14 protein-coding genes are annotated in these 15,480 nt (G+C 45.5%); 4 read left to right on the top strand and 10 right to left on the bottom strand.

Going from position 1 to position 15,480, the window contains the following annotated elements:
- Positions 1–89 precede the first annotated feature (89 nt).
- Positions 90–2,390: a beta strand repeat-containing protein gene (locus ATY38_RS05525; protein WP_062558427.1), complete on the top strand. Its 2,301-nt coding sequence runs from the start codon at positions 90–92 to the stop codon at positions 2,388–2,390.
- A 140-nt stretch (positions 2,391–2,530) separates the two neighbouring features.
- Here ATY38_RS05525 and pyrF read toward each other — a convergent pair whose 3' ends face one another.
- From pyrF to aroA, 6 genes are all read right to left on the bottom strand, one after another.
- Entirely contained in the window at positions 2,531–3,217 is a 687-nt protein-coding gene (gene pyrF / locus ATY38_RS05530) for an orotidine-5'-phosphate decarboxylase (RefSeq protein WP_062558428.1), read from the bottom strand.
- Between the two features lie 15 nt (positions 3,218–3,232).
- Complete coding sequence (locus ATY38_RS16925) at positions 3,233–3,442, bottom strand: LapA family protein (protein WP_074701401.1); 210 nt, start codon at positions 3,440–3,442, stop codon at positions 3,233–3,235.
- Between the two features lie 181 nt (positions 3,443–3,623).
- Entirely contained in the window at positions 3,624–3,914 is a 291-nt protein-coding gene (locus ATY38_RS05535) for an integration host factor subunit beta (RefSeq protein ID WP_062558429.1), read from the bottom strand.
- A 9-nt stretch (positions 3,915–3,923) separates the two neighbouring features.
- Complete coding sequence (gene rpsA / locus ATY38_RS05540; protein WP_062558430.1) at positions 3,924–5,636, bottom strand: 30S ribosomal protein S1; 1,713 nt, start codon at positions 5,634–5,636, stop codon at positions 3,924–3,926.
- A gap of 129 nt (positions 5,637–5,765) precedes the next feature.
- Entirely contained in the window at positions 5,766–6,446 is a 681-nt protein-coding gene (gene cmk / locus ATY38_RS05545) for a (d)CMP kinase (RefSeq protein WP_062558431.1), read from the bottom strand.
- 38 nt (positions 6,447–6,484) lie between these two features.
- Positions 6,485–7,807 (bottom strand): 3-phosphoshikimate 1-carboxyvinyltransferase, encoded by a 1,323-nt coding sequence (aroA, locus tag ATY38_RS05550; protein ID WP_062558432.1) that lies wholly within the window; start codon positions 7,805–7,807, stop codon positions 6,485–6,487.
- A gap of 305 nt (positions 7,808–8,112) precedes the next feature.
- Here aroA and ATY38_RS05555 point away from each other — a divergent pair, with 305 nt between their 5' ends.
- The gene (locus ATY38_RS05555) at positions 8,113–8,358 is read left to right on the top strand and encodes a hypothetical protein (RefSeq protein WP_062558433.1); all 246 of its coding nucleotides are present in this window, start codon (positions 8,113–8,115) and stop codon (positions 8,356–8,358) included.
- A 123-nt stretch (positions 8,359–8,481) separates the two neighbouring features.
- Here ATY38_RS05555 and ATY38_RS05560 read toward each other — a convergent pair whose 3' ends face one another.
- From ATY38_RS05560 to ATY38_RS05575, 4 genes are all read right to left on the bottom strand, one after another.
- Positions 8,482–10,998 carry a DNA topoisomerase III gene (locus ATY38_RS05560; protein ID WP_062558434.1) on the bottom strand — a complete coding sequence of 839 codons (2,517 nt, stop codon included), beginning with the start codon at positions 10,996–10,998 and terminating at the stop codon, positions 8,482–8,484.
- Between the two features lie 151 nt (positions 10,999–11,149).
- Positions 11,150–11,608, bottom strand: a complete 459-nt coding sequence (locus ATY38_RS05565; protein WP_062558435.1) for a Smg family protein — start codon at positions 11,606–11,608, stop codon at positions 11,150–11,152.
- Between the two features lie 67 nt (positions 11,609–11,675).
- The gene (dprA, locus tag ATY38_RS05570) at positions 11,676–12,773 is read right to left on the bottom strand and encodes a DNA-processing protein DprA (protein ID WP_062558436.1); all 1,098 of its coding nucleotides are present in this window, start codon (positions 12,771–12,773) and stop codon (positions 11,676–11,678) included.
- A gap of 19 nt (positions 12,774–12,792) precedes the next feature.
- Complete coding sequence (locus tag ATY38_RS05575; RefSeq protein ID WP_062558437.1) at positions 12,793–13,827, bottom strand: LysM peptidoglycan-binding domain-containing protein; 1,035 nt, start codon at positions 13,825–13,827, stop codon at positions 12,793–12,795.
- Positions 13,828–13,923: 96 nt separating this feature from the next.
- On the opposite strand from ATY38_RS05575, the gene def reads away from it, so the two are divergent.
- Together def and fmt are read left to right on the top strand one after the other, a co-directional pair.
- Positions 13,924–14,427 carry a peptide deformylase gene (gene def / locus ATY38_RS05580; RefSeq protein WP_062558438.1) on the top strand — a complete coding sequence of 168 codons (504 nt, stop codon included), beginning with the start codon at positions 13,924–13,926 and terminating at the stop codon, positions 14,425–14,427.
- A gap of 110 nt (positions 14,428–14,537) precedes the next feature.
- Positions 14,538–15,479: a methionyl-tRNA formyltransferase gene (gene fmt, locus ATY38_RS05585; protein WP_062558439.1), complete on the top strand. Its 942-nt coding sequence runs from the start codon at positions 14,538–14,540 to the stop codon at positions 15,477–15,479.
- Position 15,480 lies beyond the last annotated feature (1 nt).

Genomic DNA, 15,480 nt, shown 5'->3' on the forward strand with positions numbered 1-15,480 from the left:
GAAGTTACATAGAGACAAAGTGAAAGTGAAAAACTTGCAAGTAATTTACTTTAGTATTTATTTTTAATTTTTATAACGAGGGAGCTCCCATGGCTATATCGAAAGAGCAGGAAACTGAAGTTCTGAAGGTGACAGCAGGTTTATTCAACGCAGCACCGGGTGGTGATTATTTAACCGAAATGGCAAATATGGTGGAAGGTGGTATGACCATTCCACAATTAGCAGACTTTTTGGCTGCGCATCCATTATTTACTAACGGTATTATGGGCGGAAGAGTAACAACTGAAGATCAAGTTGAAGCTTTAATGAATAATTTTGGTTTAGTGGCTGATGGTGTTGAAGGTAGTGCAGCTACTCAAGCTGAAGATTTCTTTACAGGGCAAATCGACTCTGGTGTGGGCTTTGGTGCAATCATTGTTGAGGCAGTGACATTTCTCTCACAAGATCCTGCTACGTTACCGGCAGAATTTGCGGACACAGCAGCATTGTTATCAAATAAAGCGTTAGTTGCTGAACTGTATTCAAAAGAGCATTCTTCCGCTGATCTGGCAAAATTGCAATCAATCTTAGGCGGTGTGACAGCAAGTACTCCTACAACTGAAGAAGATGCTATGGCTTATTTGGATAGCATTGGTGAAGGTGCGAATGTAGGCGGTACACTTGCATTGACTTTTGGTGCTGATATCCTTACCGGTGGTGCTGGAAATGACACTTTCATAGCGAGTATCGTGAATGATGGTGCGGGTACTCTGGTAAATAGTCTTGAGAATCTGGATATTCTCGATGGTGCCGCCGGTCGCGATACATTAAATGCTACTCTTGACGGAGACACTATTTCTCCAGCCATTTCAAATTTGGAAGTCATCAATGTTCGTGCAGTTACCAGTTCATCTGTTGATTTTGGTGATACCACAGGTGCCGAGCAAATTTGGAATAATGTATCTTCGTCTCTTCAAACACTGACTTTTACCACTGCTCCAATTGCAGCTACTTTTGGTATTAGAAATACCCGATCTACTACCGACATCGATACTTTTGATGATGTAACCGGTACTGAGGATAATTTGAATTTGGCAGCCGTGGGTGCTGGTAACGATACAACAAATGCAGTGGTTGATTCATCAACCGATGCGGCTGCTATCGAAACCATGAGTATTGCTGCAACGGGTGATAACTTCCTTGATGTGGCAGCATTTTCCGCGATAACAGGTTTGACAGTAACGGGTAAAGGTACATTATCGGCTGTTGTTGATACGACTGCGTTGGAAACAGTGGATGCATCTGGCAGCACAGGTGGCGTGACTGTTGATCTGAGCGCTGCGACACTTGATTTGACTGTTACAGGTGGTGCTGGTAATGACGATGTTACCGCAGGTACAGGCGATGACACCATTGATCTGGGTGCAGGTGATGATAGAGTGGCTTTTGCGACCGGTACCATTGATGGCAATGATACTGTTGAAGGTGGTGATGAAGGTGAAGATACACTGGCCATTGACGGTGATGATGTTGCTAGCTTGGATGGTACTGTCCAAACCGGTTTTGAAGTGCTGGAATTGACCACAGCAACGGGTGCCGTTACCTTCGACAACGCTGATTTTGGAGTAACAAAAGTTGTTTTATCCGGTGATGTAACGAGTGCCGGTGATTTGACCATCGATAATTTCGAAGCCGGTACGCTAGAAATTCAGGCTACTCAAACAGCAAATAATATTCTGGTAACTTCAGTGGGTGCGGAAGATAATCTGGCAGTCCTGATCAATGCTGATGCTGCTGTTGCAGTCAACGGGCTTGATGTGACTGGCGTTGAAACTGTTTCTGTAACCACAACGGCTGATACCGATGACACAACGTTCACTGCAATTGAAACCGATGGCGTGACAGGTCTGACATTTGCCGGCGCAGGTGATGTAATTATTACCGATATTACCGATGCCGATAATACCAATAATGGCGCCACGAAGATCGGTGCAATTGATCTGATCGGTCAAACCGGTGGTGTTCAAATGGCTGCAAACAGCTTGGGTTATGGTACTACATTTACACTAGCTAATTTGGGCGAGACCGCAGCGGGGACTTTTGACTTTGATGACGTCAATGGGGGGGATGAGGCTTCCGAGTTGTTTGGGGCTACGGGCTTCCGTGATAGATTCGAATTTACTACCGAGTTTACCGGCGATGTGGCGATTAGCGATATCGAAGTAGGTGGTGATGTGACTGATGATAAAATTGATTTGTCAGCTTTTGGTCTAGCGTCAGATGATGATTTGACAATTACCGACGTTGCTGCTGGTGTATTGATAGAAAATGATGCATTTGGTGGTGGACGGATTTTGCTGGTAGGTGTAACGGGTGCTGATGTTAATGCAAGCGACTTTATTTTCTCATAAAGAAGTTCTTTAAGTCGTTTAGTTACAAAGCATCTAAAAAACCACGCTAGGTAAATCTAGCGTGGTTTTTTATTAAACAATTAACAATATAAATTTAAAGCATAAGAAATAAGAACTAACAGGAAGGTTGAATAGCATCACTAAGAAATGCTTGCGAATATTTCCTGTAATGTAACGAGCGGATCTGATGCTTGTGTAATTGGCCTACCGATAACCAGATAGTTGGCGCCATTCCGGATGGCCTGCTGTGGCGTCATAATTCTTCGCTGATCATCCGCATTATTGTCGTGCGGTCGAATACCCGGTGTTACCAAACAGAAGTGCTCACCCAATTGCTGTCGTAGATGGGCGGCTTCCAGTGCGGAGCAAACAACGCCGTCCAGTTCGCATTCGTAAGCTAACCGTGCCAGGCGGTTGACGATCTGCGCAGGTTGGCCGGATAAACCGATATCAGCAAGATCATCCTGATCCATGCTGGTGAGCAACGTGACCGCGATCAGTTTTGTTGTGCCGGGAGTTATTGCTTTCCGCGCAGCCTGAAGCATTTTGCGGCCTCCCAGCGCATGCACATTGACCATCCATACGCCCAGATCAGCAGCAGCCTGGCAAGCTTTGGCAACCGTATTGGGAATATCGTGGAATTTAAGATCAAGAAATACATCGAATCCTCTTGCCATGAGTTGCTCGATGAGTTGTGGGCCGGTCGCGGTGAACAGCTCCTTTCCGACTTTCAAACGGCATAATTGGGGATCAAGCTGATGCGCTAACCGTAAGGCGCTTTTACCATCGGGGAAATCCAGCGCTACAATAATGCGGGGTTCATGCATGAAGCTAGGCGATGTTTAATCGTTCGAGTTACATCGGCATCGAACAACAATCATAGTGATAAGCGCGCCCAGTGCAAAGGAAATCAAAAGCACAACACTGAGGGGTAGTTCGATAGACTGATCCAGGGTGTACTGGAGCATGACAGGATGCGAGTTTTTGGATGCAAATACCGCAAGTATTACAAAGACTACAATACGAAAAAGCCAGGCAACTAGATTCATCATAATGAGTAGAGTCCGTACAGGTTATTAGAGATGTGAATAAATTATAAGCTCAAAACAGGCTGAGTACTTAATATTTCATTACCCAAGCGAAAGATTGGTGCAACGCGGTGCAGGATAGTTGATGTATCTGTGCGGCAGGTGATGAAATGCCACACAGATACGCATTTCCATTGGATAAAAACTATTTCTTATCCGTATAGTCCACCCGTTCACGCATTTCCTTGCCCGCTTTAAAGTGCGGCACATATTTCTCCGGGACTTTGACTTTTTCGCCTGACTTGGGATTGCGCCCGATACGGGGCGGCCTATAGTTCAAATCGAAACTGCCAAAACCGCGTATTTCTATACGATGGCCACTGGCCAGACTTTGAGCCATGGCATCAATAATCGTTTTGACTGACAACTCTGCATCTTTTGCAACCAGTTGGGGGAAGCGTGCTGCAAGCCGGGTAATTAATTCAGATTTCGTCATGAAATATCCTTATTGCTCAGTGTTTTTACTATCCATTTTTGCTTTCAGTAAAGCGCCCAGACTGGTTGTGCCTGCATTAGCCGGAGCTTTAATTTTTTGCATGGCGCTTGACTCATCTGATTTATCTTTCGCTTTAATCGAAAGATTAATGGTTCGGTTTTTGCGATCTACATTGATGATCATGGTTTCGACCGTGTCGCCTTCTTTCAGGAAAGTGCGAATATCTTCAACCCGATCACGCGAGACTTCGGATGCGCGCAAATATCCCTCGATATCATTAGTGAGTGCTATGACAGCGCCTTTAGGATCAATTGATTTTACCGTGCCCGTAACGATGCTGTTTTTATCGTTTTCGGCAACGAAGCTGGTGAAAGGATCGCCTTCCATTTGTTTGATGCCCAATGAAATGCGTTCGCGCTCGACATCGATCGATAAAATCATGGCTTCGACTTCATCACCTTTTTTATAATTGAGCACGGCTTCCTCGCCAGGCTGATGCCAGGATAAGTCAGATAAATGGACAAGACCATCGATATTTCCAGGCAGTCCGATAAATACACCGAAGTCGGTGATGGATTTGATTTGACCGCGAACCTTGGCATTCTTATCATGAGTGGCGGCAAATTCTTCCCATGGATTAGCCTGGCATTGCTTCATGCCCAATGAGATACGGCGACGTTCTTCGTCGATTTCGAGGATCATGACTTCAACTTCATCGCCCAGTTGCACGATCTTGGAAGGATAAACATTTTTGTTGGTCCAATCCATTTCTGAAACATGCACCAATCCTTCGATACCTTGTTCGATCTCGATAAAAGCGCCGTAGTCTGTCAGGTTGGTCACTTTGCCGAACAAGCGAGTGCGTGCCGGATAACGGCGCGACAAACCTACCCAGGGATCTTCGCTCAACTGCTTCATCCCCAGTGAAACACGATTCTTTTCCTGGTCGAACTTAAGCACTTTGGCGGTGACTTCATCGCCGATATTGACGACTTCGGAAGGGTGTTTAACCCGGCGCCATGCCAGGTCGGTAATGTGCAATAAGCCATCGATGCCGCCCAAATCAACAAATGCGCCATAGTCCGTGATATTTTTTACCACCCCTTGAACCACCGCGCCTTCCTGCAGATTGGATAACAAGGTTTCCCGATCCGCGCCTTGTGTCGCTTCCAGTACAGCGCGACGTGAAACTACTACGTTATTGCGTTTCCGGTCCAACTTGATGACTTTGAATTCCATTTCCTTATTTTCATAAGGCGTGGTGTCTTTAACAGGACGAATGTCGACCAGGGAACCTGGCAGAAAGGCCCGAATACCATTAATCATCGCAGTCAGGCCACCCTTAACCTTGCCGTTAACCATGCCAGTCACAATCTTGCCGCTTTCCATTGCCTGTTCCAAATCATGCCAAGCGGTCAGGCGTTTAGCCTTATCACGGGAAAGGCGGGTTTCGCCATAGCCATCTTCAAGGGATTCGATGGCAACACTGATAAAATCACCGGGTTTAACTTCAATCTCACCCCGGTCATTTTTAAATTCTTCAACAGGAATAAAGCTTTCGGATTTAAGTCCGGCGTTAACAATTACAATATTGTAATCAACGCGAACGACCTCGGCGGTGATGACTTCACCAATACGCATTTCCTGCCGTGAGAGGCTTTCTTCAAAGAGTGCGGCGAAACTTTCGGGGGATTGTTGAGTTGCAGTGGAAGCATTAGTCATTATAAAAAAATACCTGATTGTAATAATCCAATGGTTTGGATGGCCAATGGACTGGTTAGTTAATAAAATGTTTGAATAATAGTTTTCTTACTCTTTACGTGTAGCGTTAAGAAGTATGTTTATCTCTATTCAAACGCTGGCTTTATGCACAATTTCATTATACCAGGAGAGAACAGTGTCTTGTGCCTGGGATATGGTCAATGCCGAAGTATCCAGTAATCGTGCATCCGCGCTTTGCCCAAGCGGCGCGATGCTACGATTGCTATCCCGTTCATCCCGTTTCTTGATATCATGCAACAGGTCTGCCATGTTAGCACTTATTCCTTTCTCTTTCAACTGGTTATATCGTCGGTGTGTGCGTATTTCGGCGCTGGCTGTTAAAAATATTTTTAGCGTGGCGTCGGGAAAGATAACCGATCCCATATCCCGACCATCGGTAACCAGTCCCGGAGGTTGGCGAAATGCGCGTTGACGCTCTGTGAGCGCTGCCCGAACTTGGGGATAGGCCGCTAACTGGGAAGCGAGCAAGCCGCATTGTTCTGCGCGAATATCTTCTGTGACGATGGCGCCCTCAAGATAGATCTGCTCATTTTTAAATACGATGTCCAGGTGTTTGGCAATTTGGGCAAGCTGATCAGCATCGTGGATATCAGCGTGCGATTGCAGTGTTTTCAAAGCAACCAGACGATAAAGCGCGCCACTATCCAGGTAATGAAATTTAATCTTTCGCGCCACTAATTGAGCAATGGTGCCTTTTCCCGATGCTGACGGGCCATCGATGGTGATAACAGGTATTTTCTCAGTTTTCATTAGGAATCTTAGGGTTTTGCATCAATGGTTCGGTGAAATTATTTGATTTCAGGATGAACCAGTTGCGACAGTCTTTCAAAATAATCGGGGAATGTTTTAGCTACGCACTGAGGGTCGTTGATGCGCACGGGCGCGCCCAAGCAGGCCAGGGAAAAGCACATAGCCATACGGTGATCATCGTAGGTATCAATCGTCGCGTGCGGGGTCAAACCATGGATTGGAGGGGTAATGCGCAAGTAATCCGCGCCCTCTTCAACACTCGCGCCCAATTTCCTCAATTCAGTGGACATTGCTGCAAGGCGATCTGTTTCTTTTAAGCGCCAGCTGGCAATGTTACGCAGCATTGTAACGCCATCTGCGAATAATGCGATGACAGCAAGTGTCATCGCTGCATCGGGAATATGATTGCAATCCAGATCGATGGCGTGGAGAAATTTTCCGTTAACATCCTTATTCCCGCTGCTTGCTTCAATCCAGTTTTCTCCCATGGATATTTTAGCCCCCATTTGCTCGAGCGCTGCTGCAAAGCGAACATCGCCCTGCACGCTGTTGCAGCCGACTCCTTCCACTTTCACCGGTCCATTACCGATGGCACCGGCTGCGAGAAAATATGAAGCCGACGAGGCATCCCCTTCGACGGATAAATGTCCTGGGCTGCGGTACTTTTGTTGAGTCGGTATTACAAATTGCCGCCAGTTGGTATGTTCCACTAGTACGCCAAAATGCTGCATTTGCGCAAGCGTTAATTCGATATAAGGTTGGGAGATTAAGGTGCCCGTTACTTCGATGATGGATTTCTTTCCGCTCAGAGGTAATGCCATCAACAATGCAGTGAGAAATTGGCTGGATACATTGCCTTTTACTCTAACAGCATGCGTATCCCCAATGATATGCGGGGAAAATGGTTTTATTTCCAGCGGTGGAAAACCGGGATTGCCCAAGTAATTGATATTTGAACCTAATTGTCGCAATGCATCCACCAGATCCGCGATGGGTCGTTCGTGCATTCGTGGCACGCCTGATAGTCGATAATGTCCATGCATTAAGGATAATACCGCAACCAATGGTCTAAAAGCGGTACCGGCATTACCGAGAAATAAGTCAGCATCTGTAACTGGAAATGTTCCATTGATGCCGCAAATACGATAATTATTTTTTTCGGTTTGAGTGACCATGACACCCAATTGGGCCAGTGCATCCAGCATATGTCCCGTATCGTCAGAAGCCAACAAATCGTGAATTTGCGTGGTGCCTTGCGCGAGTGCGGCAAGTAAGAGAATCCGATTGGAGATGCTTTTTGATCCAGGTAATCGTATTGTGCCTTGAACTTTCTTGGCCAATGGAAGATCAAGCCACTTCATGGTTGGTATATGCAATTAAAATGAAGAATGATATCTCATAAGAACATTCAGAGCGTAATTTTATTGAGCGGGCAAGTAGCATGAATTCGCTCGTACTACCCGAGTCGATGATTTATCTCCTTTGGAAAAATCTTTATCATGCTATCTTGTTTAAGGTAATCTATCGCAGTAAATTTTGAATGAAAAGCAATCGGCTAACGTAAAACGTTTGGTTTTGAAATGATGTTATCGGATATCGCAGTTTATTGCGAGCATCTAAGAGATTAATTTATCGTACTATTATTAATAACATAGAGGTTTTATAAATGGAAGACGCAGAAATTGTTTTGATGTTCTCTTTATTGGCGATTCCTGTGGCCATTTGGTTACAGTTGTGGGTGAAGGATCGCAGGGAGAAGCGAAGAAATACTTTGGGTGAAGAGGAGTTTGAGAGCACATCACGGGCATTTGTATCCATCGTTATTGAAGGAACTGCCATTATAGGAGGGCTTATTATGATAATTATGGCTACCAGTGGAGTGGGCAAGTATATCCTCAATTTTTATTTATAAAAATGCGTCAACAAGGGCGAGAATCCGGGCAATCGCTTGATGCCCGGGATTTTCCGTGATCAACTGCCAAACTGTTCGCTACTGGTGCAGAGGATGATGATTAGATGGACTATCTTAAAAGGGCTAGGAGGCAATATTGCCAGTCGATCGGGTTTTTGACTGTTTTGTTTTGGATTTTGTTTCAGTTGTTTTTTTAGGAGTTTTTTGTTCAAACTCAAAACCTATTTTTCCATCCGAATTTCTAACCAGATAAGCCGAAAAGGGTCTTCCTTTTTTGGAAATGAATTTTGTTAATAAGTCGGTTCTTCCTGTTTCCAGCAATTTGGTGATTTGTGCACGATCAATTGGACGTGCAAGAATAATTTTCCCTGTTTTAAAATCACAGGTACGAGCAGCTCCGACAGATTTCTCGCAAACATACTGCATGCCGTGTTCATAAACTGCATGGTTGCATTTGGGGCATTTACCCAGTGGAAGCTGCTCGCTGAAATCGACTTCCTCCTGATTTTCATCATTGTTACCGAAATCAAATTTCATTTCCAAGGTATCCGTGAGTCTGATGATGGCATTAAAGGATTGCCCCATTTTGCTTCGAAAACCTTGTAGCGGACCGACTTCGCGCTGGGTGATCAATGTTTCCATTTCTTCAACTTCAAATTGGCGGCCGGCCAGAATTTTCCAGAGGGCAAAATCACACTTCTGGCATTGAAATTTTTTATAGGTTTCATGCACGATGCCACCACACTTCGGGCAAGGCGACTTCAATACGGCAAAATCCCCCGCAATGGTTTCGCCGCGATGTGTCTTGGCTTGTTCTACCATATGCCGTGTCATCTCGGCAATTTTTTCCATGAATGCAGTACGTTTCAGATTCCCTTGTTCAATCTGGCGTAACTGAAACTCCCAATTGCCTGTCAATTCAGGTGAGATAAGCTCGGGAATCTTAAGGCCGCGTAATAACGTAATTAATGAGAAAGCCTTTGCGGTTGGATGCAATTCGCGGCCAACCCGCTGGATATAATTTTCAAAAACCAAACCTTCAATAATCGCAGCGCGGGTCGCCGGTGTGCCTAAGCCTTTTGCGCTCATCGCAGCACGTAGCTCTTCATCTTCTACAAGCTTGCCGGCGCTTTCCATTGCGGAAAGCAAGGTTGCTTCATTAAATCTTGCCGGTGGGCGAGTTTGATTTGCGATAATGTCGATCGCTTCCGTAATGACGGATTCGTCGGGAATAATGGCGACGAGCGTATTGTCATCTTCCGCATTGTCCGGCTTGGTCGATTTTCCATAGACTGCTTGCCAGCCCGGATTAACCATGACTTTACCTTCAGTTTTAAAAGGTTCGTTTTCAATCCGGGTGATACGGGTGGTGACCAGAAATTCTGCAGCTGGAAAAAAGATGGCTAGGAAACGTTTGGTAACCAGATCGTAAAGCTTGGTTTCCGCTTCGTTTAATTTTGTTGGATTTAATGAAGTCGGGATAATGGCAAAGTGATCTGAGATTTTGGCGTTGTTGAAAATACGCTTATTGGGGACCACCCAGTTTGATGCCAGAATCTGGCGGCAGAATTTACCGTAGTCGGTGTTTTCCAGATTCTGCACTGTATCTTTAACGGTGCCGATATAATCTTCCGGTAGAGCGCGTGAATCCGTTCGCGGATAAGTCAGTACCTTGTGCTTTTCATACAGCGCTTGCGCCAGGCCGAGTGTTGCTTTGGCTGAAAAACCAAAGCGGCTATTGGCGTCGCGTTGCAGACTGGTCAAATCATAGAGTAATGGACAGATTTCTTTGCTGGGTTTGCTTTCTTCATTGACGTGACCGGATTTTCCCTGGCATTTATCACGGATAATTGCAGCTTTATTTTGCTCCCAGAGTCTCTCCGGCTTTGATTCTTGATTGATTTTATCCTTGGTGAATTTCTCATCAAACCACTTGCCGGCATAATTACCGCTACTGGCTGTAAAGGTAGCGTGAATTTCCCAGTAATCCTGCGGGCGGAATTTTTTGATTTTTTCTTCTCGTTCAACCAGAATTGCCAAAGTAGGGGTTTGTACCCGCCCCACTGTGGTTTTATGAAATCCTCCTTCCTGGGAGTTGAATGCAGTCATGGCGCGCGTGCCATTAATTCCGACCAGCCAGTCTGATTCTGAACGGCTGACAGCGGCTTCTGCAAGGGATTTTACTTCCGAGCTGTCCATTAATCGGGTGAAGCCCTCACGAATCGCATCGGGTGTCATGGATTGCAGCCACAGACGTTTTACCGGTTTATTGGTGCCGACATGGCGCAGAATATAATAGAAAATCAACTCACCTTCGCGTCCGGCATCACAGGCGTTTATCAATGAATCGACATCCTTGCGTTTGATGAGTTTGCTGAGTAGCTTCAGGCGTGAGGAAGTTTTCTCTATTGGATTCAAATCAAAATGCGGAGGAATCACGGGCAAGTTTGTGAAACTCCACTTGCCACGTTTTACTTCGTATTCTTCCGGGATGGCTAGCTCGAGTAAGTGACCTACTGCCGAAGATATGACGTATTGATCATTCTCAAAAAAATCAGTGTTTTTGGTGAAATTGCCCAGCGCCCGCGCGATATCTGCTGCGACTGAAGGTTTCTCAGCAATGATCAGAGATTTACCCATGAGCTTTCCGGGAAAAATAATTTTCTGGCTCTATATTGTCGTGCATGATGATGATTGTTAACAATGAAATATGAATCCAACTATGAGGCGAGTGCATTGGCTGCATTCATTCAAGCGGTTAATCGGTGTGAAAAAAAGACGCGATTTTGTCTTAATGACGATAATGAGAGTCACTGACAATCAGCAGTTTTTCCAATACAGTATCGTCAGTAAGCTGATTCTGGATCCATAATTCTGTCAAAACAATCAGTTTGATTTTCTCAAGACTTGATGAGCTTTCACTCATCATCAGAACGCGATCAATTAATAACTCTCGTTGCAACGGATTAATGATGCCGGCATGTTCCAGAAAAAAAATAAATCCTCGCCCTTCGGTATCGATTCTTTCTATTTCATATTCGGTAAAGCATCGAAAGGAATTATTTTCGGCAAAGCTGGCTGGATAATTACCAATGTCATGACGCTCAAGTTCAGAGAGCCAATTTAGTGTTTCGCTAATATCCTCGTCGGCAAATCCTGCCATGGTGAGTTTGCGCGTCAGTGTTGCAGAGTCAGGGTAGCTTCCTGAATCAAAATAATTTTCAAATAAATAAACGAGTATATCGAACATAATGGTGTCTATAAATACAGATCTGTTTACAGATAAGTGGTTCTAGTTTTAGTTATAGTATCAAATGTTAATCAATTCGCTGATACCATCCTCCTGGTAGACTGCTGATTTGACCGTCAAGTTCAAGCGTTAATAGCATGGCTGATACAACCTCAGCAGTCAAGCCGCTACGTGAGCATAGGGTATCGATGTTAACCGTATCATAACCTAGGTAATTGAGTAACAAAGAGTTTTCTGTCGATTGCTCAGTGGGGGATTCTTTTCTTCTGTCTGGTGTGGTATCGATTAATGCCAGGTGACTTAATTCGTCCAAAATGTCTTGCGTGTTTTCAACCAATTTTGCCCCCTGCTTGATTAATGCGTGACAGCCTTTTGAAAGGGGTGAATGAATAGATCCCGGGATCGCCATCACTTCACGACCTTGTTCCAAAGCTTGGCGCGCTGTAATCAGTGAACCGCTTTGCAATGCCGCTTCTACTACCAGACAACCCTGGGTCATGCCACTGATGATGCGGTTTCTACGTGGAAAATTCCTGCCTATGGCAGGTGTGCCCAAAGGAAATTCAGAAATCAGCGCACCTTCTTTCGCGAGTTTATGAGCCAAAGGATGATTTTTTGCCGGATAAACGATATCTAGTCCTGTTCCTACAATGGCTATGCTGGCAGCAGCGCCACGTAGGCCTCCATGGTGAGCGGCAGTATCTATTCCAAGCGCCATGCCGCTGATAATACAAAGTCCTGCATTGCTGGCAGCCTCGGAGAAGGCTTCTGCATTCGATAGACCTTGTGGCGTGGCATTGCGGCTGCCAACAACGGCCAGAGCAGGCTGCCGGAGAAGTTCTCGTCGGCCTTTAAAATAAAGCAATGGTGGTGGGTCCGCAATATTGAGCAATTGTGCCGGGTAATCGGAATCAGCCAAGGTAATGACTGCGTTAACGGGATCTTCCAGCCATTTCAGTACATTTATAATATTGTCGCGATCAGGACCTTGTCTGATGCGATGCGCCGTTGTTTTTTTTACAATACGTTCGAGCGCTGTGATATGCGCTGAAAGGATTGCTGCTGGATTGCCAAAAGCGATCAGGAGCCGACGGATAGATTCACCACCCAAGCCATCAATCAGATTAAGACTCAGCCATGATTCAATATCGGATGCATATTTCATGAAGGTTAAAGCTGTTATTTTAAGGAGTTTTGACTGCGTCCAGTATTTTAATGGAATGCGTACTCTGGACAACCAGCGCGTAAGATATCTTGTCAAAAACGCGGAATACGAATGCCAGTCCCGTTCTCTCATCGGGTAGCTGTACCAGTTCCCCTGTCAGGGATTTATCTTGGCTTTTTCGGAAAATAGCAAGCACATGACCCATTTCAAGTCCATCCATTTGACCTTTATTCAAGGTAACGATGGCACCTTTGCCAATTTCGGTGATACCGCCATAAACTGAGATAATTCGTCCATTGACTGGAAAATCCGGGGCATGAGGTGCGTAGTTATTGAATATAGTTTTAGGTGCAGGAACGAGACGATCTCCTTTCAGGATTTCTTCCGTGGCCCGTGTGATGGTTACTGTGCTGACATTCGCTAGTGCAATGGCTTTTGCGTTGCCTAGGTAAGTTGCTTCATAACCGATAATCTGGTCTTTCTGATCGGGATCTTTTAACGCTTTGCCAGGACGGAAAATTTGCCATGTCGAACCTTTATCTTTTGGTAGTCCGCTGATATAAGCGGTATTGCCTGTGCTTAGAACCACTCGATTGTCGCTGGAGCCCAGAATATAGGGTGCGTTGTCAAGCCCATCCCTTTCAATGACCAAAGGTTGGCTGAGAAAAGGTTCGATAGCGGCAGCCGGGATACTGGGTATGGCTGCGGTATCGGATAATTCCGAACGAATTTTTGGAGATAATTTGACGGTTCTAACCTCATCTTCATTGTCCTCAAGGCTCAATCGAAACCCATAAGGTGTTCTTCTCAGTATGACAATGTCACCGGGGTAGATGCGGTGAGGGTTTTTTACCTGGTCGCGATTGAATCCCCAGATCTCAGGCCAGCGCCAGGGATCGTTAAGAAATCTGGCGGCTATTCCCCATAACGTATCGCCGGGCACAACGACATGGCGATGGGGAGTGTCGCTTCGCAATAAATTATTATCGGCGTTGACTGGCGGAATAGAAAACAGACTTAGGAATAAAATCATGGCTATAATAGGCTTTCGCATGGACGATCCCCGTACAGGTTATTAGTCATTACAGAATAATTGGCTAATGATACGGTCTAAATGCGGTATTAGGTTTATTTATATACATAATTTTTTATGGCTATTTTAAAAATATTGCAATATCCGGATGAAAAGCTACATACTGTAGCGGCACCTGTAAGGCAAGTTACTGACAAGATCCGTGTGTTGATAAATGATATGGCAGAAACTATGTATGCCGCGCCTGGGATCGGTTTGGCGGCAACCCAAGTGGATGTGCATGAGCGCATTATCGTTATTGACACTTCCGAAGCACGAAATGATTTGCTGGTTTTGATTAATCCGGAAATCATCGCCAGCAATGGCATCTCGGATTATGAAGAAGGTTGTTTGTCAGTACCGGGTATTTATGGAAAAGTGCAACGGGCTGAATCGGTTACGATACGGGCCTTGAATGCCCAGGGCGAGTCATTTGTTTTGGATGCCGATGGATTGCTGGCCGTGTGTATTCAGCATGAAATGGATCATTTGGCAGGAAAAGTATTTGTTGAGTATTGGTCTCGGCTCAAGCAAGTGCGTACCTTGGCAAAATTAAAGAAAAAACAGCGTAGTACAATGTAGGCGCGGAGGCTTGCATGAAAATAGTAATTTGATATTTTTCGGATTATTGCTTTCTTTCCATTGACGGTGAATTTCCGTTGCCTTAACCGATGAATCATCAATGCATTAGCATGAAAATTATTTTTGCCGGAACCCCTATTTTTGCTGCTACTGCATTGGAAGGATTGATCCATGCCGGGCATCAGATTGTAATGGTTTTAACCCAACCGGATCGCCCGGCTGGGAGAGGAATGAGAATGGTTGCAAGTGCGGTCAAGGTGTTGGCTCAGCAGCAGCATCTTGCAATACTGCAGCCACTGACACTTAGAACGCCGGAAATTCAGGCGCAACTAGAGGCGCTACGTGCGGATGTGATGATCGTTGCGGCATATGGATTGATTTTGCCGCAAGCAGTGCTGGATATTCCTAGTCAGGGTTGTTTGAACATTCATGCCTCGATTTTGCCACGGTGGCGCGGCGCGGCGCCGATACAACGGGCGCTTCTGGCTGGCGATGGCGGAACCGGCATTACCATCATGCGAATGGATGCGGGGCTGGATACGGGTAACATCTTATTGCAGCACGAAATGAAGATCGCGCCGGACGATAGCACACAATCCCTTCATGACCGGCTGAGTTTGTTAGGTGCTTTGAGTATTGTTGAAGCTTTGGCTCAACTAGAACAAGGAAAGCTGGTTTCAGTAGTTCAGAATGAAACGGAAGCTTGCTACGCCACCAAAATAACTAAGGCGGAAGCTGAAATTGACTGGCGGCTTCCAGCCGAGCAGATAGATCGCGTGGTGCGGGCATTTAATCCAACGCCGGGTGCTTACACCTCTTTCCAGGGAATGGTTTTAAAGATTTGGCAGGCAAAAATAATTGCAGGTGAATCCGGACAGCCAGGTGAAATTGTTGCGGTAAGTCGCGAAGGCATAGTCGTTGCATGCGGTTCCGGGTTGTTGCAAGTGGAAATGCTACAGAAGCCGGGAGGAAGAAAAATGAATGTAGCGGATTTTCTGACGGGCAATAATTTTCATCCAGGTGAATGTTTTACTCCGGTTAATTTTTCATAAG

This window comes from Nitrosomonas ureae (genome assembly GCF_001455205.1).
Lineage (GTDB): Bacteria > Pseudomonadota > Gammaproteobacteria > Burkholderiales > Nitrosomonadaceae > Nitrosomonas > Nitrosomonas ureae.

Coding starts and splice junctions, on each gene's coding strand:
- ATY38_RS05525 (WP_062558427.1), top strand. CDS start 90: ATGGCTATATCGAAAGAGCAGGAAACTGAAGTTCTGAAGGTGACAGCA.
- pyrF (WP_062558428.1), bottom strand. CDS start 3,217: ATGCATGAACCCCGCATTATTGTAGCGCTGGATTTCCCCGATGGTAAA.
- ATY38_RS16925 (WP_074701401.1), bottom strand. CDS start 3,442: ATGATGAATCTAGTTGCCTGGCTTTTTCGTATTGTAGTCTTTGTAATA.
- ATY38_RS05535 (WP_062558429.1), bottom strand. CDS start 3,914: ATGACGAAATCTGAATTAATTACCCGGCTTGCAGCACGCTTCCCCCAA.
- rpsA (WP_062558430.1), bottom strand. CDS start 5,636: ATGACTAATGCTTCCACTGCAACTCAACAATCCCCCGAAAGTTTCGCC.
- cmk (WP_062558431.1), bottom strand. CDS start 6,446: ATGAAAACTGAGAAAATACCTGTTATCACCATCGATGGCCCGTCAGCA.
- aroA (WP_062558432.1), bottom strand. CDS start 7,807: ATGAAGTGGCTTGATCTTCCATTGGCCAAGAAAGTTCAAGGCACAATA.
- ATY38_RS05555 (WP_062558433.1), top strand. CDS start 8,113: ATGGAAGACGCAGAAATTGTTTTGATGTTCTCTTTATTGGCGATTCCT.
- ATY38_RS05560 (WP_062558434.1), bottom strand. CDS start 10,998: ATGGGTAAATCTCTGATCATTGCTGAGAAACCTTCAGTCGCAGCAGAT.
- ATY38_RS05565 (WP_062558435.1), bottom strand. CDS start 11,608: ATGTTCGATATACTCGTTTATTTATTTGAAAATTATTTTGATTCAGGA.
- dprA (WP_062558436.1), bottom strand. CDS start 12,773: ATGAAATATGCATCCGATATTGAATCATGGCTGAGTCTTAATCTGATT.
- ATY38_RS05575 (WP_062558437.1), bottom strand. CDS start 13,827: ATGCGAAAGCCTATTATAGCCATGATTTTATTCCTAAGTCTGTTTTCT.
- def (WP_062558438.1), top strand. CDS start 13,924: ATGGCTATTTTAAAAATATTGCAATATCCGGATGAAAAGCTACATACT.
- fmt (WP_062558439.1), top strand. CDS start 14,538: ATGAAAATTATTTTTGCCGGAACCCCTATTTTTGCTGCTACTGCATTG.